The sequence below is a fragment of the Sphingobium sp. MP9-4 genome (genome assembly GCF_005281675.1).
GTDB classification, from domain to species: Bacteria; Pseudomonadota; Alphaproteobacteria; order Sphingomonadales; family Sphingomonadaceae; genus Sphingobium; species Sphingobium yanoikuyae.
Window position 1 is genome coordinate 1 of record NZ_LUFI01000032.1, and the last position, 17,599, is coordinate 17,599.

Here is a 17,599-nt window from a genome sequence, read left to right on the forward strand (position 1 = left end):
CGCCGCGCTCGCCGCCCGATTCGGCGAGGAGGCTGTGGACGCGCTCCACGCGCTGCTGGGCCTGGGCCACCGCCCGCTTGCCCCGCGCCGCCCGCGCCCCGCGATCCGGGTCGAACGGCGCTTTGCCGAACCGATGGGCAGCAGCGCCCATGCGATCAAGATCGTGGCGGAGATGGCGGCGGAAGCCGGCGAACAACTGGCCGAGCGCGGCCAGGGCGGCCGCCGGTTCGAGGCGGTCTTCTTCCGCAGCGACGGCCTCGCCTTCCCGATCCGGGTCGAAACCAGCCTGCCGATCCGCGATGCGCCGGCGATCATGCGCCTGTTCCAGGAACGGATCGACAGCCTGTCCGACCCGCTCGATCCCGGCTTCGGCTTCGACATGCTGCGCCTCACCGTGCCGCGCGCCGACCCGATGGCGCCGACCCAGCTGGCGCTCGAAGGGGGCGAGGCGCGCAAGAGCGAGGGCGTGGAGGCGCTGGTCGATCGCCTGTCGATCCGCGCCGGGCGTGCGCGTATCCAGCGGCTGGAACCACGCGACAGCCATATTCCCGAACAGGCACAGCTGGCGCTGCCGGCGGTCGAGCATCGCGCACCCGAAGGCTGGGCGCCGGTCGGCGAGCCCGGCGACCCGCCGATGCGCCCGCTCCATCTGTTCGATCCGCCGCAACCGATCGATGTGATCGCGGAAGTCCCCGACGGCCCGCCTCACCGCTTCCGCTGGCGCCGCACCCTGCATGAAGTCACCCGGTTCGAGGGGCCGGAACGGATCGCGCCGCAATGGTGGCAGGCCAAAGACGGCGCGATCGAGGGCGAAAGCACCGGCCGCACCCGCGACTATTATCGGGTCGAGGATGCGCGCGGCCGCCGCTACTGGATCTTCCGTCACGGCCTTTATGGCGCGGAGACGGTCCATCCCGGCTGGTATATTCACGGCCTGTTCGCATGAGCGGCCGGCGCCCGCCGCCCGATCCCGCCAAACCCCGATCGATCGACCGGCGCGAATTGAACGCGATCGAGGCAGCCCGAGAAAAAACGAAACCCGCCCCGCCGCGCCCGGCACCGGCCGAGCCCCCCTTCGCCGAACTGGTCGCCGCCACCAATTTCTCCTTCCTGCGCGGCGCCTCCCACGCCAGCGACATGGTGGAACGCGCCATGGCATTGGGCCTCACCGGCATCGGCATTGCCGACCGCAACAGCGTCGCCGGCGTGGTCCGCGCCCATGTCGCCCTCAAAAAGGCCCCGGAAAAGGCGCGCGCCGCCCTGATGACGGCCAGGGAAGAGGCCGGTCTGCCGCTCATGCTTAGCCCGGAAGAGGAACAGGGCTGCGAGAGCGACCTGCGCCTGGTGGTCGGCGCCCGGCTGGTGTTCGTCGACGGCACGCCCGACATCATCGCCTATCCGCGTACCCGGCGCGGCTGGGGCGAACTCACCAAATTGCTGACGGTCGGCAATCTCCGCTCGATCAAGGGCGACTGCATCCTGCGCTATGAGGATCTGACCGGTCATCTCGACGAATTGCAACTGATCGTCCTGCCCTATGCCAGCGCGACCGAGCAGCAGGCGCACCGCCACCCGGTCGATTATGATTTTGCCGATCGTCCGCCCGGCGAAGCGATCCGCCAGAAGCATCTGAGCCTGGTGCCGCCGCCGCGCCCGACCGAACTGGAAGCCCTGTTGCTGCGCCTCCATCGCCTAGCCCCTGGTCGCATCTGGCTGGGCGCCGCGCTGCGCCGCGACGGGCGCGATGCGCGACGGCTGGCCGGCTTCACCGATCTGGCGGCGCGGACCGGCGTGCCGCTGCTGGCGACGATGGACGCCCTTTATGCCAGCCCCGAACAGCGGCCGCTGCAGGATGTGCTGAGCTGCATTCGCGAGGGCACGACCATCGCCAGGGCGGGCAGGAAACTGGAGGCCAATGCCGAGCGCCATATCCATGCCCCGGCCGAGATCGCCCATCTGTTCCGCACCTGTCCGCAGGCGGTAGCCGAAACGATCCGCTTCCTCTCCACCATCCGCTTCACCCTGGACCAGCTGCGCTACGAATATCCGCACGAGCCGGTGCCGGAGGGCTGGAGCGCGCAGCAATGGCTGGAGGAACTGACCGTCAGCGCCGCCCATGCCCGCTATGGCCCGGTCATCCCCCACAAGGTGCGCACGCTGATGGACGAGGAGTTCAAGCTGATCGGCGAGCGCAACTATGCCTATTATTTCCTGACCGTACACGACATCGTCGCCTTCGCGCGCAGCAAGGGCATATTGTGCCAGGGGCGCGGATCGGCGGCCAATTCGATGGTCTGCTTCCTGCTGGGCGTGACCTCGGTCGACCCGCAACAGCATGACCTGCTCTTTTCCCGCTTCGTGTCGGAGGAGCGGGACGAGCCACCCGACATCGACGTCGATTTCGAACATGAGCGGCGCGAGGAGGTGATGCAATATATCTATGAGCGCTATATATCTATGAGCGCTATGGCCGCCATCGCGCGGGCATCGCCGCGACCGTGATCCATTATCGTTCGCGCAGCGCCGTGCGCGAGGTCGCCAAGGTGCTGGGCCTCAGCGAAGATGTCGCGACCCGCCTCTCCAGCACCGTCTGGGGCAGCTATTCGGGCGATGTCGGCGACCAGCGCATCGTCGAGGCCGGCTTCGCGCTCGACAATCCCCAGATCATGCAGTTGCGTGCGCTGATCGGCCAGTTGCTGGACGCCCCCTTTCCCCGTCACCTGTCGCAGCATGTCGGCGGCTTCGTGCTGACCCAGAACCGGCTCGACGAGACGGTGCCGCTCCATCATGCGGCGATGGCCGACCGCAGCTTCATCGAATGGGACAAGGATGACATCGACGCGCTCGGCCTGATGAAGGTCGACATATTGGCGCTCGGCATGCTGACCTGCATCCGCAAGGCGTTCGACCTGATGCGCGACCAGGGGTTGGGCGACCATCGCCTGACGGTCGACCTCCATTCCAGCGATCCGGCCGTCTATGACATGCTCTGCAAGGGCGAGAGCATCGGCGTGTTCCAGGTCGAAAGCCGGGCGCAGATCAACATGCTGCCGCGCCTCAGGCCGCGCACCCTCTATGACCTGACCGTCCAGGTGGCGATCGTGCGGCCCGGCCCGATCGAGGGCGACATGGTCCATCCCTATCTGCGACGCCGCTGCGGCGAGGAAAAGGTGACCTATCCTTCACCCAGCCCGCAACATGGCCCGGCGGATGAACTCAAGATCCTGCTCGGCAAGACCTATGGCGTCCCCCTGTTCCAGGAACAGGCGATGAAGCTCGCCATTACGGCCGCCAAATTTAAACCTTCCGAAGCCAATCAGCTCCGCCGCGCGATGGCGACCTTCCGCAATGTCGGCACCATCCATCATTTCCGCGAGAAGATGATCAACGGCATGACCGCGCGCGGTTATGAGGCGGAGTTTGCTGCGCGCTGCTTCAAGCAGATCGAAGGGTTCGGCAGCTATGGCTTTCCCGAAAGCCATGCGCTGTCCTTCGCCCGGCTGGTCTATGTCTCGGCCTGGATCAAATGCCACCAGCCCGCCATCTTCGCCTGCGCCCTGCTCAATTCCCAGCCGATGGGCTTCTATGCCCCGGCCCAGCTGGTCCGCGACGCGCGCGAGCATGGCGTCGCCATCCATGATGTCGACGTCAATATGAGCGGCTGGGACAATGGCCTGGAACCGCTGTTGCGCAGCCGCCGCGCGGACAAGGGCGAAGGCACCGGTCGGGCGCTGGCGCTGCGCCTTGGCCTGCGCCAGGTCGACGGCTTTCGCGAACAATGGGCGGCGCAGATGATGGACGCGCGGGCACAGGGCGGCCTCTTCACCAGCATCGAGGATATGGCCCGGCGCGCCGGCCTGCCCGCGCGGGCGCTGCGGCTGCTGGCCGATGCCGATGCCTGCCGCTCGCTGGGACAGGACCGGCGCACCGCTTTATGGGAGGCGCGGCGCACCCCGTCGGACGAACTGCCGCTGTTCGCCGCCGCCCGCCGGCACGACCGCGCCGCGCGCGAACTGGGGGAGGAGGCCGATGCGATGCTGCCCGCCATGCCGCTCGCCGAACAGGTGATGGACGATTATGCGGTGACCCGCCTCTCGCTCAAGGGCCATCCGATGCAGTTCCTGCGTCCGGTGTTCGCCGCCGAAGGCGTGCTGAGCTGCGCCCAGACCAGCGCGGCGAAGAATGGCGCGCGCGTCCGCACCGCCGGCGTGGTGCTGGTGCGCCAGCGGCCGGGCAAGGGCAATGCCGTCTTCATCACCATCGAGGATGAGACCGGCATCACCAATATCCTGCTCTGGGCGCGCCTGTTCGAGCTGCAGCGCCGCCCGGTCATGGCCAGCCGTCTGATGCTGGTCGAGGGCGAGGTGCAGCGCAGCAAGGAGGGCGTCGTCCATCTGATGGCCAGCCGCATCCATGACCGCACCGCTGACCTCAACCGATTGTCGCAATCCGAACCGCCGATACAGGCCGCCCCCGCCGCCCGTCACCCCCGCGACGTGCGCATTCTACCCAAATCGCGCGACTTCCATTGAGATTGCAAGGACGGCTAGCGGCCAGAAGCTAACGTTTCTCATTCCTCCCCAAGCTTGCTTGGGGAGGTGGCAGCGCGAAGCGCTGACGGAGGGGAAATGGCGCAACCTCATCTACTTGCCCCTCCACCGCCTTCGGCGGTCCCCCTCCCCAAGCAAGCTTGGAGAGGATTTTCGGACAGTCCGCGACCCACCCATACTACACCACCGGCGTCAGCAGCGCTTCCCCGGCGAACCAGGCGTCCAGATTGGCGACCACCAGGTCGGCCATCGCCTTGCGGGTGTGGACGGTGGCGCTGCCCTGATGGGGTTGCAGCACGACATGGTCCATCGCGAACAGCGCTTCGGGCACATGCGGTTCGTGCGCGAACACGTCCAGCCCTGCGCCGGCGATGCGCCGGTCGGCCAGCCGCTCGACCATCGCAACCTCGTCGATCACGCCGCCCCGGCTGATATTGACGATCACGCCATCCGGCCCGAGCGCGTCCAGCATCGTGCCGTCGACCAGCTTGGCCGCTTCCGGCCCGCCCGACGTAGCGACGATGATCACGTCGCTCTGGCGCGCAAAGTCGATCGCGTCGGCGACATAGCGATAGGCGGTGTCGGCCGCCGGCTTGCGGTTGTGATAGAGGATCTCGCCCGCCACCGGCTCCAGCCGTCTGGCAATGGCCCGGCCGATCCGGCCCAGCCCCAATATACCGATGGTCGCGCCGGTCACCCGGCCCGCCAGCGCCGGCTTCTCGCCCCGCGCCCAGCCGCCCGACCGCACCAGCCGGTCATTGGCGGCGATGTTGCGCACCGTCGCATAGAGAAGGCCGACGGCCAGGTCCGCGACATCGTCGGTCAGCACATCGGGCGTGTTGGTGACGCGGATGCCCTTTGCGCGAGCATGGTCGACATCGACCTTGTCATAGCCGACCGAGAATAGCCCGATCATCTCCAGCTTCGGCAGCGCGTCCATGATGGCGGCGGGCGCCCCGACCGATCCGAAGCTGACCAGCGCGCGCGCCTCCAGCACCTCGGCCGGCAGCGCGGACATATCCGCGTCCGCCGCCACATTATGGACGGTGAAGCGCTGCTCCAGCTGGTCGGTCAAATAGGGATAGAGCGGGCCATAGGCGACGATGGTCGGGCGGGTCTGATCGGTCATGCCCTCCATCTAGGCACGGCGCAGGCCGATCGCCACCCCGCCCCGCCAATTGACAGCCTCTTTCCCTCGTCTTAGCCCGATGTCATGGCCAGCGTTTCCCCTGACACACGTTTCGGCCTGCGCCGCCAGGCCCGCCTTCCCGGCCCGCTGCCGCTGTCGAGCGGCGCCAGCCTGTCCCCGGTCGACATCGCCTATGAGACCTATGGGCAGATGAACGCGGACAAATCCAACGTCATCCTGATCTGCCACGCGCTGACCGGCGACCAATATGTCGCATCGGACCATCCCGTCACCGGCAAGCCCGGCTGGTGGTGGCGCATGGTGGGCGAAGGCCGGCCGGTCGACCCGGCGCGCCATTTCATCATCTGCTCCAACGTCATCGGCAGCTGCATGGGATCGTCCGGCCCCGCCAGCATCGATCCGGCGCTGGGCGATCCTTACGCCATGCGCTTCCCGGTGCTGACCATCGCCGACATGGTGCGGGCGCAGGCGATGCTGCTCGACCATCTGGGCGTCGACCGGCTGGCGGCGGTCATCGGCGGATCGATGGGCGGCATGCAGGCGCTGACCTGGCCCACCCTCTTCCCCGACCGGGTCGAACGCTGCGTCGTCATCGCCTCGACCGCGCGGCACAGCGCCCAGAATATCGCCTTTCACGAGGTCGGGCGCCAGGCGATCATGGCCGATCCGCTCTGGCGCGGCGGCGACTATTATGCCGATGGCAAGGTGCCGAGCGCGGGCCTCGCCGTGGCGCGCATGGCGGCGCATATCACCTATCTTTCCGAAGCAGGCCTGACCGAGAAATTCGGCCGCCGGTTGCAGGGGCGTGACGCCAAGACCTTCGGCTTCGACGCGGACTTCCAGGTGGAGAGCTATCTGCGCCATCAGGGCTTGAGCTTCGTCGAACGGTTCGACGCCAATAGCTATCTCTACATCACCCGCGCCATGGACTATCATGACATTGCCGAGGATCATGGCGGGTCGCTGGCGCGGGCGTTCACGGCGACGCGGGCGCGCTTCTGCCTCGTCAGCTTCGACACCGACTGGCTCTATCCCACCGCCGAATCCCGCGCGATCGTCCATGCGCTCAACGCCTCGGGCGCGCAGGCCAGCTTCGTCGAACTGTCCAGCCCCTTCGGCCATGACGCCTTCCTGCTCGAAAGCCCGGAACTGAACCGCGTGGTCGACGGCTTCCTGCGCGGTGGCCGGGCATGAGCGATCTCCTCCGCCCCGATCTCGCGCTGATCGCCCGCACCGTGCGGCCGGGCACGCGGGTGCTGGATGTCGGCTGCGGCGACGGCGCGCTGATGGCGGCGCTGCGCGACACCAGCCAGGTCGATGCCCGCGGGCTGGAGATTGACGGCTCCAATGTCGCCGCCGCGGTCGGCCGCGGCCTGTCGGTGGTGCAGGGCGACGCCGACACCGACCTTGCCTATTATCCCGACGCCAGCTTCGACTATGCGATCCTCAGCCAGACGTTGCAGACGACCCGGCGCCCCGACCTGGTGGTGGAGGAATTGCTGCGCATCGGCCGGCAGGCCTTCGTCTCCTTCCCCAATTTCGCCCATTGGCGCGGCCGCCTGTCGCTGCTGTGGGGCGGTCGCATGCCGGTGACGCGGCTATTGCCCGACACTTGGTATGACACGCTCAACATCCATCATGTGACGGTGGATGATTTCCGCGCGCTGGTAAAGGATCGCGGCTGGACCATCGATGGCCAGTGGTTCCTGAAAGGGGACAAGGAAACCACCCATGCGAACGCCAATCTGTTCGCCGAACATGCGGTGTTCCTGCTGCGCAGATAGCCGATCGTCAGGCCGGCACCGCTTCCACGAAAGGCGCGATCACCGCCCGTGCCCGCGCGACATAGTCGGCCTTCTCGCCCACCGGCGCGACATAATGGAGCGCCGCTTCCGCATCCACCATCGATCCGCCCCGCGCGATCATCCACGCGGCGAGATAGGGCGCCGACAGGCATCCGCCGGCCGTCGCGACATTGCCATGGGCAATGAAGGGCGCATCGATCACCCGCACCCCCGCCTCCACCACCCAGGGCTTGGTGGTCAGGTCGGTGCAGGCCGGCAGATCGCCGACCAGGCCTAGCTTCGCCAGCAGCAGCGTGCCCGAACATTGCGCCCCGATCAGCTGGCGCGCCGGGTCGAGCGTGATCCGCCCCAGCATCGCCGCATCGGTCGCAATCTCGCGCGTGCGGATGCCGCTGCCGATCAGCACCGCGTCCGCTTGCGCCGCAAAGTCCAGCGGCCGCTGTCGCTGCACCCTCACCCCGTTCATCGACGTCACCGTCTCGTCGGGCGCGGTGATATAGGCGGCCCAGCCCTGCGGCTTCATCCGGTTGAGGATGGCGGCGGCGATGAAACTGTCCAGTTCGTTGAAACCCTCGAACGTCAGTATCGCAATCTGCATTGGTCATCCTCCTGCGCCGTCACCCGCCTGCCATAGCCCCTTGCCCGGCCACGCCCATGGCCAGTTTGCAGGCCATGGCCCGGCCAGATATCGCCACCGCGCCCGCCCTTCCCCTTTACGCCGCCGCCCCCGCCGGGCCATGCTTCGCGCACAAGAGGAGAGGCAATGGACCGGGATAATGGCCGCTGGGATTATATCATCCTGGGCGCGGGCAGCGCGGGATGCGTGCTGGCCAACCGGCTGAGCGCCGATCCGCGCAATAGCGTGCTGCTGCTGGAGGCCGGCGGCAAGGACGACTGGCTGTGGATAAAAATCCCGGTCGGCTATCTCTATTGCATGGGCAATCCGCGCACCGACTGGTGCCTGAAGACCGAGGCGGAGGCCGGCCTTGGCGCCCGCGCCATCGCCTATCCGCGCGGCCGGGTGATCGGCGGCAGCAGTTCGATCAACGGCATGATCTACATGCGTGGTCAGGCCGCCGATTATGATGGCTGGCGCCAGGCCGGCAATATCGGCTGGGGCTGGGACGATATCCTGCCCTATTTCGTGCGGGCGGAGGATCATCAGGACGGAGCCAGCGCCACCCATGGCGCGGGCGGCGAGATACGGGTCGAGCGGCAAAGGCTGCGCTGGGATCTGCTCGACCGCTTCCGCCAGGCCGCCAGCCAATATGGCGTGCCCGAAACCGCCGACTTCAACGGCGGCGACAATCTGGGCTCGGGCTATTTTCAGGTGACGCAGCGGCGCGGCCGGCGCTGGAGCGCGGCCGACGCCTTCCTGCGTCCGGCCATGAACCGCCCCAATCTGCGCATCGTCACCGGCGCGACGATCGACCGGGTGACGATTGCGCAGGGCCGCGCCACCGGCGTCCGCTTCCTGCTGGATGGCGACGCCTGCACCGCGCAGGCCGATGGCGAAGTCATCCTGTCGGCCGGCTCGATCGGCAGCCCCGCCATCCTCCAGCGATCGGGCATCGGTGACGGCGCCCGGCTGGCGGCACTCGGCATCGACGTGCTGGCCGACCGGCCGGGCGTCGGCGAAAATCTGCAGGATCATCTCCAGATACGCTGCGCCTATCGGGTGACCGGCATCGCCACCCTCAACGGCCGCGCCGGATCATGGCTGGGCAAGGCGTGGATGGGCCTGCACTATCTGGCCAGCCGCTCCGGGCCACTGTCGATGGCGCCCAGCCAGCTTGGCATGTTCGTCAAATCCGACCCGCGCCATGCCACCGCCAATCTCGAATATCATGTCCAGCCCTTGAGCCTGGCCGCGTTCGGTGGCGCGCTCGACGCCTTTCCCGCCTTCACCGCCAGCGTCTGCAACCTGCGCCCGCACAGCCGCGGCAATGTGTGGATCCATTCCGCCGATCCGCTCGCCCCGCCTGCCATCCGCCCCAATTATCTGTCGGCGGCCGAAGACCGCCAGGTCGCGGTCGAGGCGGTGCGCGTCACCCGCGCGATCGTCGGCCAGCCGGCCCTCGCCCCCTATGCGCCGCAGGAGTTCCGGCCCGGCCCGGAGCGGCAGGATGACGCCGCCCTGCTCGAAGGAATCGGCGCGATCGCCAGCAGCATCTTCCATCCGGTCGGCACCGCCGCCATGGGCAGCGGACCGCGCGCGGTGGTCGACCCGCAATTGCGCGTCCATGGCATTGCCGGGCTGCGCGTCATCGACGCATCGGTGATGCCGACGATCACGTCGGGCAACACCAATGCGCCGACCATGATGATCGCGGAAAAGGGGGCGGAGATGATCCTCGCCGCCGCCCGTTCCTGAACTATCGGGCCTGAGCTTTCGGGCCTGAGCTTTCGCGCCTCAGTCAGCGCCCGGTCGCCGACGCCCCCGTGCGATAGCCCGGCTGGGCCGGTTCGCCGAACGCCGCCAGGATCGTATCGAACCGGCGGGCCAAGTCGTCGCGATATTCGGGATGGGTGATGATATAGGGCTGGTCCTGCTCGACCGCACGCACCACCGCCCGGCCCAGCCAGATCGGCTCCATCATGTTGGCGCGAATCTGCGCCAGCCGCGCCGGGTCCATCGCGCCCGGCCCGACCGTATCGGATTCCGACATGCGGCTGCGGGTCAGGCCGGGAAACAGGGTGGAGACGCCGACGCCATGGGGCGCCAGTTCCTGCCGCAGCGAATCCGACAGGCCCAGCACGCCGAACTTGCTCGCCCAATAGGCGGCGAACAGGCCGAAGGGGTTGAGCCCGTTCATCGACGATGTGTTGACGATATGCCCCGCGCCCCGATCGACCATCGCTCGCGCGAAACAGGCGATGCCATTATAGACGCCGGTCAGGTTGACCGCGACCAGCCGGTCGAAATCGGCCGGGTCCATGTCGATCAGCGGCGCAAAGCCCGACGCGATCCCGGCATTGTTGCAGAGGATATCCACAGGCCCGAAGCGCGCTTCCGCCGCTGCCCTGGCCTGCGCCCAGCTGTCGCGACTCGTGACGTCGATCGGCAGCGCCATCGCGTCCGTCCCCGCCGGCAGCTTCGCCGCCTCCGCCTCGGCAAAATCCGCATCGATATCGGCCAGGATGATGCGCCCGCCCTGCTCGGCAAAGGCCTGCGCCATCCCCCCGCCGATACCGCCGCCGCCCCCGGTGATGAATATCGTCCTGCCCGCGATCTGCATCCTGCTCTCCTTTATATTTACAACAATAGTGTCGCAAATTAAGGCCGGCAGGGAAAGGGGCTATTGGCCCCGGCTGTAACTGCGCGTTTCCCCTTCCGCCGCCAGCTTCTTGTCCAGCATCCCGGCGGCGCGGTCGGCATAGCGGTGGCAGGCGGTCGGATCGATGAAGGCATTGGGCACGCGCTTCGCCCGCAGGCGCGCCAGCTTGGCCGGGTCGGCCGGATCGGGATGGGCGGTGATCAACAGGTCGCAATCCATTGCCCCCACCTTGGCAAAGGTCGCGCGGAAGGCGTCGACCACCGGCCGGTGCGCCGGATCGGAAAATGCATAGCCATCGGCCGCGATCGGATTGAGGCTGGAGCCGAAGACCATGGTCGCGCATTGCCGCCCCTCGCAGCTTTTCCAGCGCCAGCTCATGCTGCCCATCGTATGGCCCGGCGTCGCGACGGCGGTGATGACCGTGTCGCCCAGCCGGATCTCCTCGCCATCCTTGACCGTGCGCAGCCGGCGGACGGCGGGGAAACGCTCCAGCCAGGCCGCCTGCGGATCGGCAGGATCGATGCCGCCGGTGCGCAGCACGGCCGCTGCCGGCGCGCTCGCCACCACCGTCGCGCCGCTGTCGCGGGCCAGCGCGGCCAGCCCGCCGGCATGGTCGAAATGCGGTTCGGTGCTCAGGATCAGCTTCACGTCGCGGATCGAAAAGCCCAGCGCCCTGATGTTCGCCTCCACGTCGCGCACCGCCTGCGGCACCGCGCCGTCGATCAGGATCAGCCCGGCACTCGTCCTGATGAGCGCGACATTGAGGCCGCCGAACCCGACCAGATAGGTCTGGCCATGCAGCCGGATCGGCGCCTGCGGCGCCAGCCAGCGCTTGGACGAGGCAAGCGCGATCGGCCGCAGCAACGGATCATCCGCCGCCTTCGTCCAGGCCGGGCCACCCAGAAACATCGCAGCCATGCTGATACCTACGCCCATCCAGTTGCGCATCGTCCTACCCCTATATGCTTGGTGATGGGCAGAGATTGCGGGAGATACCGGCTAGCGACAAAGCATCAATTCTCGACACAGTCATTAGCTGATCTTATGCCTGGACCATGGATCGCGCCCAATTGCCGCTCAATGCCCTGCGCGCCTTCGAGGCGGCCGCCCGGCATCTCAGCTTCACCCGCGCCGGCCTCGAACTCTGCGTCAGCCAGGGCGCGGTCAGCCAGCAGGTCGCGCAGCTTGAGGCGCGGATCGGCGCGCCGCTGTTCCGCCGCCTGCCGCGCGGCCTCGCTCTGACCGATGAGGGGCTGGCGCTGCTCCCGGTGCTGGCCGATGCGTTCGACCGGGTCGGCGGCACGCTGGAGCGGATCGAGGGCGGGCGGCTGCATGAAGTGCTGACGCTGGGCGTGGTTGGCACCTTTGCCGGCGGCTGGCTGCTGCCGCGCCTTGCCGATTTCGCCCGCGCCTGCCCCCATGTCGATCTGCGGCTGATGACCAACAATAACCGGGTCGACCTGGCCGGCGAAGGGCTGGACCTGGCGATCCGCTTTGGCGAGGGTGCCTGGCACGGCACCCATGCCCAGCCGATCCTGCGCGCGCCGCTCGCCCCGCTCTGCACGCCCGCCCTCGCCGCTCGCTTGATCGATTCCACCGCGCTCGCGCGCGAGCCGCTACTGCGCTCCTATCGTGCCGACGAATGGCCGCGCTGGTTCGCCGCCGCCGGTGCGCCCTGCCCGCCGCTGCGCGGGCCGATGTTCGACACCTCGCTGCTGATGGTGGAGGCGGCGCGCGCCGGCCTTGGCGTCGCCCTCGCCCCGGTCGCGATGTTCGCCGCCGATCTGCAGGCCGGGCGGCTGGTCCAGCCTTTTCCTGAGAGCGTCGATGTCGGCGGCTATTGGCTCACCCGCCTGCTGTCCCGCCCCGACAGCCCCGCCATGGCCGCCTTCCGCGCCTGGCTGGCGGATGCTGTCCTACAGGGCTGATCGCCCCTATAATGGGGGTGGCCCGCGCAAGGATATTATAGGGGTTGGAAATTCTATATCGAAATGTGCGGGAAATATGGGAAGTTAAGCGATCGAAATCCTATTGCGGATAGCTGATCGCCATCACCTCATATTCCTTTTCCCCGGCGGGCAGATGCACCCGGCGCAGGTCGCCGATGGCCGCCCCGCGCAGCGCACGGGCGATCGGTGATCCCCAGCCGATCCGGCCGGCATCCACATCGGTCTCGTCATTGCCGACGATCGTCACGGTGCGATGATTGTCATCCTCGTCGGCGATGGTGACGGTCGCGCCGAAATAGACCCGCCCCTTATCGGGCTGCTGGCGCGGGTCGACGACCTTGGCGTCCTTCATCTTCTTCGACAGGCGCTTCAATTGCCCGTCGATCTCGCGCATCCGCTTGCGGCCATAAAGATAGTCGCCATTTTCGCTGCGGTCGCCATTGCCCGCGGCCCAGCTCACCACCTCGACGATGCGCGGCCGCTCGACACCCAGCAGATGGTCATATTCGGCGCGCAGCTTCGCAAAGCCCTCGGGGCTGATATAATTGGGATAGGGACCGCTCATGCCGCCCCTTATCCACAGCCTTGGCCGACGCGCAAACCGGAAAGATCAGCCCGGCGTCTGCTTGCCCAGATAGCGGCTCAGCACCGCATTGCTGCCCTTGAACTTGGCCCGCTCCGGATTCATCGCTTCATAGACGACGGCATTTTCCAGCACCCGCTGCACATAGTTGCGCGTCTCGAAGATCGGAATCTGCTCGATCCAGCGCAGCATGTCGGCGCCCGGCAGGCGCGGGTCGCCATTGGCCTTGACCCAGCGATTCACATTGCCCGGCCCGGCATTATAGGCAGCGACCGCCAGCGGATAGCTGCCGCCATAATAGTCCAGCATGCGCTGGAAATAGCCCGACCCCAGCATGATGTTGTAGCTGGGATCATTGAGCGAACCGGCATCATAGCTCAGGCCCAGCTTGCCCGCCTGCTCGCGCGCCGTGCCCGGCATCAGCTGCATCAGGCCGCGCGCGCCGGCATGGCTGACGATCTGCTTGTCGAACTGGCTTTCCTGCCGCGCGATCGCATGGACCATGGTCCAGTTATATTGCGCCGTCGGCGGCACCGGCACGCGCGGGAAAGCGCTGGCGCCATAGCCGGTCAGGCCGTTGGACACGGCGCGACGTCCGACCATCACGCCCATGTCGGGGCGGCCCAGATTCTGCGCCAGCTCTGCGGCCAAGAAATGATCGCCATCGCTGTCCGCACCATTGGCAATGGCGCGCACGAACTTGCTCTGGTCTTCCCAATAGCCCATCTGGCCCAGCGCCCTGGCGGCGCGCACCACCGAACGGTTGTTGAACTCGCTGCGCTCGGCGGCCGAGATCGCCACCGCCCGTTCGGGCGGCGGCGGCACCGGCCGGCCCAGCCGTTCCAGCGCCAGCTGGCCATAATATTGATCGGGGAATTGTGCCGACTGGTTGAAATAGCTGTTGGCGCTGGCGGCATCGCCCGCCTGCAGCGCCGCGCGCCCGGCCCAATAATAGCCCTTGGCCTGGACCTGGGGCGACTTGCCGCCGGTCGCATAGCGGCGGAACATCGCCACCGCATCGGTCGGCCGGTTGAGATTGTAGAAGGCGGTCGTGCCCGCCAGCCAGGCAAGGCTGGTATAATCGTCGCGCTCGCCGATCGGCCGGGTCGACACATCCGTGCCCGGCGCATAGGCGTCGTCCAGCTGGCTTGCGATGCCATAGGCAAAGCTCCACTGGCTGTCGTTCGCCGACGACCGCGCCTGGGTCAGCAGCGTCTCATACCATTTTTCGGCATTGCCGGGGCGGAAGGTCAGCGGCTGGCGATTGGCCAGATATTGGCGCCCGGCGATCCAGTTGCCGCTGTTGAGCAGCCAGGTCGCCTTGTCGGCAATGAAGCCCGCATCGCTCGCGCCGCCGGCCGGCTCGGCCGTCTGCATCTTGATCGCGGCGTCCGGCGACTTCTGGCGAAAGGCGATACGCGCATCATAGATCGCCCGCCGCGCCGGGCTGACATAGGCCAGCATTCGCATCGCGCCGATCGTATCATTGCTCCACAACAGCACATCGGCGCGCTGGTCATGGTCGGCCACGGTAAAGCCCGATCCGAACAGCGACAAAAGCCTCGCCTCGTCGGTCGGGCTCAGCGTGCCGGTGATCCAGGCGGTGCGCGCGGCCACCCGCGCCTCATCCATCCGCCCGGCCTGCATCAGCGCCACGGCATTGCGGGCATGGCCGGTCGCGGTGCGCGCCGGGAAGCGGGCGAAGAAGGCGATCACCTGGCGCGGATCAAAGCTGTCGGGATTGATCCCGGTCTCGGCCAGCCGCCGCATCCGGTCCTCGCCCGGCCAGCCGGGATTGGCCATGATGAAGCTGGCATAGGTGGAAAAGCCGAGGCCATCGCTCTGCTGCAAGGCGCGCCACTGGCTGATCGTGCCGGCGATCGAGGGATCGGACGGCATGCCGACGCGGCTCGCCGCCTGGTTCCAGGCGCTGGGCTGAGTCGAGCCCGGCTGGCCCGGCAAAGGCTGCACCATCGCCTGGGCATAGACGGTGGGGGTTTCGGTCTGGGCGCCGGCACCGGCGGTTGCGAGCAATAAAGCAATGACAGGCATGCGGATCAGGTAACTTTCGACAGTTCCGGGCTTCGGCATGCTGGACATAATCGCTATTGCATCCTTATCAGGCCCTGAATGACGCGCTATAGCGCGCCGCTTGCCCGATCATGCCCCGGTCGCCCGGAGAATTGAAGGAGTTTAATGATGTTTTCCGGGTCGATTCCAGCCCTGGTGACCACTTTCCGCGACGGAGCGGTGGACGAGGCCGCCTTCCGCGCCCTGGTCGACTGGCAGATCGAGGAAGGGTCGAGCGCGCTGGTCCCCTGCGGCACCACCGGCGAAAGCGCGACCATGACGGTCGAAGAGCATAATCGCGTCATCGCCATCTGCGTCGACCAGGCGGCCGGCCGCGTGCCGGTGATCGCCGGCTGCGGATCGAACGACACCCGCATCGCGCTGGAGCATATGTATGCGGCGCAGGCCGCCGGCGCCGACGCGGCGCTGGTCGTCGCGCCCTATTACAACAAGCCGAATCAGGAAGGCGTCTACCAGCATTTCGCCTATCTTGCGCAGCGCTGCGACCTGCCGATCGTCCTCTACAACGTCCCCACCCGCACCATCACCGACATCGGCGTGCCGGTGATGCACCGGCTGAGCCAGGAATATCAGTCGATCGTCGGGGTGAAGGACGCCACCGGGAATCTGGGGCGGGTCACCGCGCAGCGCCTCGCCTGCGGCCCGGACTTCTGCCAGCTTTCGGGGAATGACGAAACCGCACTCGGCTTCAACGCGATGGGCGGCCGGGGCTGTATTTCGGTCACCGCCAATGTCGCCCCGCGCCTGGTCGCCGATTTCCAGGCGGCCTGCGCCGCGCAGGATTGGGATGGTGCCCTGGCGCTGCAGGATCGTCTCTATCCCCTGCATGATGCCCTGTTCAGCGATTCTTCACCCGGCCCTGTCAAATATGCGCTTACCCGCGTGCGGCCCGACATGCCCGGCGAGCTTCGGCTGCCGATTACCTGGCCGTCGGAATCGAGCCGCGCCGCGGTCGATCGCGCGCTAGAGATCGCCGGTCTGGTTTGACGCGCCGGCGTCCCTATATGATGAATTGAGTTAAGCAGCAGACTATGGCCCGCCCCCGCCCCGCAACCTTCGACAAGAAGAAGATCGTCGCCGAGAACCGGCGCGCCCGTTTCGATTATTTCATCGAGGACGTGTTCGAGGCCGGCATCGCGCTGCAGGGCACCGAGGTGAAGGCCTTGCGCGGCGGCGAGGGCAATATCGCCGAAAGCTATGCCGAGGTGAAGGGCAACCAGGTCTTCCTGGTGAACAGCAACATCCCCGAATATAGCCATGGCAACCGCGAAAATCACGAGCCCAAGCGGGTGCGCAAGCTGCTGCTGCACGAGCGCGAGATCGAGAAGATGCACAGCGCGGTGTCGCGCAAGGGCATGACGCTGGTGCCGCTGATGGTCTATTTCAACAGCCAGGGCCGGGCCAAGGTCGAACTGGCGCTGGCCAAAGGCAAGCAGAATCACGACAAGCGCGACACGATCAAGGAACGCGACTGGAAGCGCGATCAGCAGCGCATCATGAAGGCGCATAGCTGATCCATGGACAATCGCTTCTCCCGCTGGTGGCACGCCAACGCGCCGACCCGTGAATCGCTGGAGAAGAGCCGCGTCCTTGCCCCCGTCGCCCATCGCGTGCTGGAACCTTCGCTGTGGCGCTTCACCCGTCGGTCGGTGCCGCGCGGCGTCGCGCTCGGCCTGTTCGTCGGCATCTTCCTGCTGATCCCCGGCGTCCAGATCGCCGGCGCCGCGATCTTCGCCCTGCCCTTCCGCGCCAATATTCCGGTGGCGGCGGCAATGACCTTCCTGTCCAACCCGGCCACCACGCCGCTGATCCTGATGGCGTCGGTGTGGCTCGGCAACTGGATGCTCGGCCGCAGCGCCGACACCTCGGGCTTCATGGCGCTGGTCGATGGCCATGCCTCGATCGGCCAATGGTGCGCCTGGCTCTTTTCCGAAGCCGCCCCGGCCATGCTGCTCGGCCTGTTCCTCATCTCGCTCGCCAGCGCGGTGCTCGGCTATGTCGGCGCCGACTGGTTCTGGCGCCGACGCATGGGGCGCAAGTGGCAGGCGCGCAAATTGAGGATTGGCAAGCGCACCGAAAGCAGCGCATTGGAAGAGATCGCCCGGATCTGATCCGTGGCGTCATGGTTCCATTGTAAGGGCTTAAGGGGACGGCGCCGATGGTCGCGCGGGTAAATAGGGATGATGAGGCGTG

The 17,599-nt window shown here is 67.1% G+C and carries 13 protein-coding genes and 2 pseudogenes; 9 read left to right on the forward strand and 6 right to left on the reverse strand.

Annotated elements, in window-relative coordinates; all coding sequences use genetic code 11:
- Nucleotides 1–946: pseudogene (locus A0U87_RS10395) on the forward strand (DNA polymerase Y family protein); the annotation flags it as partial.
- Nucleotides 943–4,532, forward strand: a pseudogene (locus A0U87_RS10400) (error-prone DNA polymerase). The pseudogenes A0U87_RS10395 and A0U87_RS10400, both read left to right, overlap by 4 nt.
- 196 nt (nt 4,533–4,728) lie before the next feature.
- On the opposite strand, the gene A0U87_RS10405 reads toward A0U87_RS10400, so the two are convergent.
- A complete protein-coding gene (locus tag A0U87_RS10405) occupies nt 4,729–5,688 on the reverse strand; it encodes a 2-hydroxyacid dehydrogenase (protein ID WP_010337326.1) in 960 nt (319 codons plus the stop codon).
- 75 nt (nt 5,689–5,763) lie between these two features.
- Here A0U87_RS10405 and A0U87_RS10410 point away from each other — a divergent pair, with 75 nt between their 5' ends.
- Both A0U87_RS10410 and metW read left to right on the forward strand, forming a co-directional pair.
- On the forward strand, nt 5,764–6,894 hold the full coding sequence (locus tag A0U87_RS10410; protein WP_137405514.1) for a homoserine O-acetyltransferase: 1,131 nt from the start codon (nt 5,764–5,766) through the stop codon (nt 6,892–6,894).
- On the forward strand, nt 6,891–7,484 hold the full coding sequence (gene metW, locus A0U87_RS10415) for a methionine biosynthesis protein MetW (protein ID WP_010337324.1): 594 nt from the start codon (nt 6,891–6,893) through the stop codon (nt 7,482–7,484). The genes A0U87_RS10410 and metW overlap by 4 nt, the downstream gene beginning before the upstream one ends.
- Before the next feature lie 7 nt (nt 7,485–7,491).
- Here metW and A0U87_RS10420 read toward each other — a convergent pair whose 3' ends face one another.
- Entirely contained in the window at nt 7,492–8,103 is a 612-nt protein-coding gene (locus A0U87_RS10420; RefSeq protein ID WP_010337323.1) for a DJ-1/PfpI family protein, read from the reverse strand.
- Nucleotides 8,104–8,268: 165 nt separating this feature from the next.
- On the opposite strand from A0U87_RS10420, the gene A0U87_RS10425 reads away from it, so the two are divergent.
- A complete protein-coding gene (locus A0U87_RS10425; RefSeq protein WP_048938078.1) occupies nt 8,269–9,879 on the forward strand; it encodes a GMC family oxidoreductase N-terminal domain-containing protein in 1,611 nt (536 codons plus the stop codon).
- Between the two features lie 43 nt (nt 9,880–9,922).
- Here the strand turns inward: A0U87_RS10425 and A0U87_RS10430 are convergent, their stop codons facing one another.
- Nucleotides 9,923–10,744: an SDR family oxidoreductase gene (locus tag A0U87_RS10430; protein ID WP_048938079.1), complete on the reverse strand. Its 822-nt coding sequence runs from the start codon at nt 10,742–10,744 to the stop codon at nt 9,923–9,925.
- A gap of 60 nt (nt 10,745–10,804) precedes the next feature.
- Nucleotides 10,805–11,731 (reverse strand): subclass B3 metallo-beta-lactamase, encoded by a 927-nt coding sequence (gene bla, locus A0U87_RS10435; protein ID WP_010337320.1) that lies wholly within the window; start codon nt 11,729–11,731, stop codon nt 10,805–10,807.
- Between the two features lie 107 nt (nt 11,732–11,838).
- Here bla and A0U87_RS10440 point away from each other — a divergent pair, with 107 nt between their 5' ends.
- Nucleotides 11,839–12,711, forward strand: a complete 873-nt coding sequence (locus A0U87_RS10440; protein WP_010337319.1) for a LysR family transcriptional regulator — start codon at nt 11,839–11,841, stop codon at nt 12,709–12,711.
- 100 nt (nt 12,712–12,811) lie between these two features.
- On the opposite strand, the gene greB is transcribed toward A0U87_RS10440, so the two are convergent.
- Together greB and A0U87_RS10450 are read right to left on the reverse strand one after the other, a co-directional pair.
- The gene (gene greB, locus A0U87_RS10445; protein ID WP_010337318.1) at nt 12,812–13,297 is read right to left on the reverse strand and encodes a transcription elongation factor GreB; all 486 of its coding nucleotides are present in this window, start codon (nt 13,295–13,297) and stop codon (nt 12,812–12,814) included.
- Nucleotides 13,298–13,342: 45 nt separating this feature from the next.
- Nucleotides 13,343–15,415 (reverse strand): lytic transglycosylase domain-containing protein, encoded by a 2,073-nt coding sequence (locus A0U87_RS10450; RefSeq protein WP_010337317.1) that lies wholly within the window; start codon nt 15,413–15,415, stop codon nt 13,343–13,345.
- 99 nt (nt 15,416–15,514) lie between these two features.
- Between A0U87_RS10450 and dapA the strand changes: the two genes are divergently transcribed.
- From dapA to A0U87_RS10465, 3 genes are read left to right on the forward strand one after another with little or no spacing between them, the layout of a single operon-like run.
- Nucleotides 15,515–16,393 (forward strand): 4-hydroxy-tetrahydrodipicolinate synthase, encoded by an 879-nt coding sequence (gene dapA / locus A0U87_RS10455; protein ID WP_010337316.1) that lies wholly within the window; start codon nt 15,515–15,517, stop codon nt 16,391–16,393.
- A 44-nt stretch (nt 16,394–16,437) separates the two neighbouring features.
- On the forward strand, nt 16,438–16,920 hold the full coding sequence (smpB, locus tag A0U87_RS10460) for an SsrA-binding protein SmpB (RefSeq protein ID WP_010337314.1): 483 nt from the start codon (nt 16,438–16,440) through the stop codon (nt 16,918–16,920).
- Nucleotides 16,921–16,923: 3 nt separating this feature from the next.
- Entirely contained in the window at nt 16,924–17,517 is a 594-nt protein-coding gene (locus tag A0U87_RS10465) for a DUF2062 domain-containing protein (RefSeq protein ID WP_010337313.1), read from the forward strand.
- Nucleotides 17,518–17,599: the final 82 nt, after the last annotated feature.

What these genes read in the sequence shown, in the direction of transcription:
- A0U87_RS10405 (WP_010337326.1), bottom strand. Translation starts at nt 5,688, where the DNA reads ATGGAGGGCATGACCGATCAGACCCGCCCGACCATCGTCGCCTATGGC.
- A0U87_RS10410 (WP_137405514.1), top strand. Translation starts at nt 5,764, where the DNA reads ATGGCCAGCGTTTCCCCTGACACACGTTTCGGCCTGCGCCGCCAGGCC.
- metW (WP_010337324.1), top strand. Translation starts at nt 6,891, where the DNA reads ATGAGCGATCTCCTCCGCCCCGATCTCGCGCTGATCGCCCGCACCGTG.
- A0U87_RS10420 (WP_010337323.1), bottom strand. Translation starts at nt 8,103, where the DNA reads ATGCAGATTGCGATACTGACGTTCGAGGGTTTCAACGAACTGGACAGT.
- A0U87_RS10425 (WP_048938078.1), top strand. Translation starts at nt 8,269, where the DNA reads ATGGACCGGGATAATGGCCGCTGGGATTATATCATCCTGGGCGCGGGC.
- A0U87_RS10430 (WP_048938079.1), bottom strand. Translation starts at nt 10,744, where the DNA reads ATGCAGATCGCGGGCAGGACGATATTCATCACCGGGGGCGGCGGCGGT.
- bla (WP_010337320.1), bottom strand. Translation starts at nt 11,731, where the DNA reads ATGCGCAACTGGATGGGCGTAGGTATCAGCATGGCTGCGATGTTTCTG.
- A0U87_RS10440 (WP_010337319.1), top strand. Translation starts at nt 11,839, where the DNA reads ATGGATCGCGCCCAATTGCCGCTCAATGCCCTGCGCGCCTTCGAGGCG.
- greB (WP_010337318.1), bottom strand. Translation starts at nt 13,297, where the DNA reads ATGAGCGGTCCCTATCCCAATTATATCAGCCCCGAGGGCTTTGCGAAG.
- A0U87_RS10450 (WP_010337317.1), bottom strand. Translation starts at nt 15,415, where the DNA reads ATGTCCAGCATGCCGAAGCCCGGAACTGTCGAAAGTTACCTGATCCGC.
- dapA (WP_010337316.1), top strand. Translation starts at nt 15,515, where the DNA reads ATGTTTTCCGGGTCGATTCCAGCCCTGGTGACCACTTTCCGCGACGGA.
- smpB (WP_010337314.1), top strand. Translation starts at nt 16,438, where the DNA reads ATGGCCCGCCCCCGCCCCGCAACCTTCGACAAGAAGAAGATCGTCGCC.
- A0U87_RS10465 (WP_010337313.1), top strand. Translation starts at nt 16,924, where the DNA reads ATGGACAATCGCTTCTCCCGCTGGTGGCACGCCAACGCGCCGACCCGT.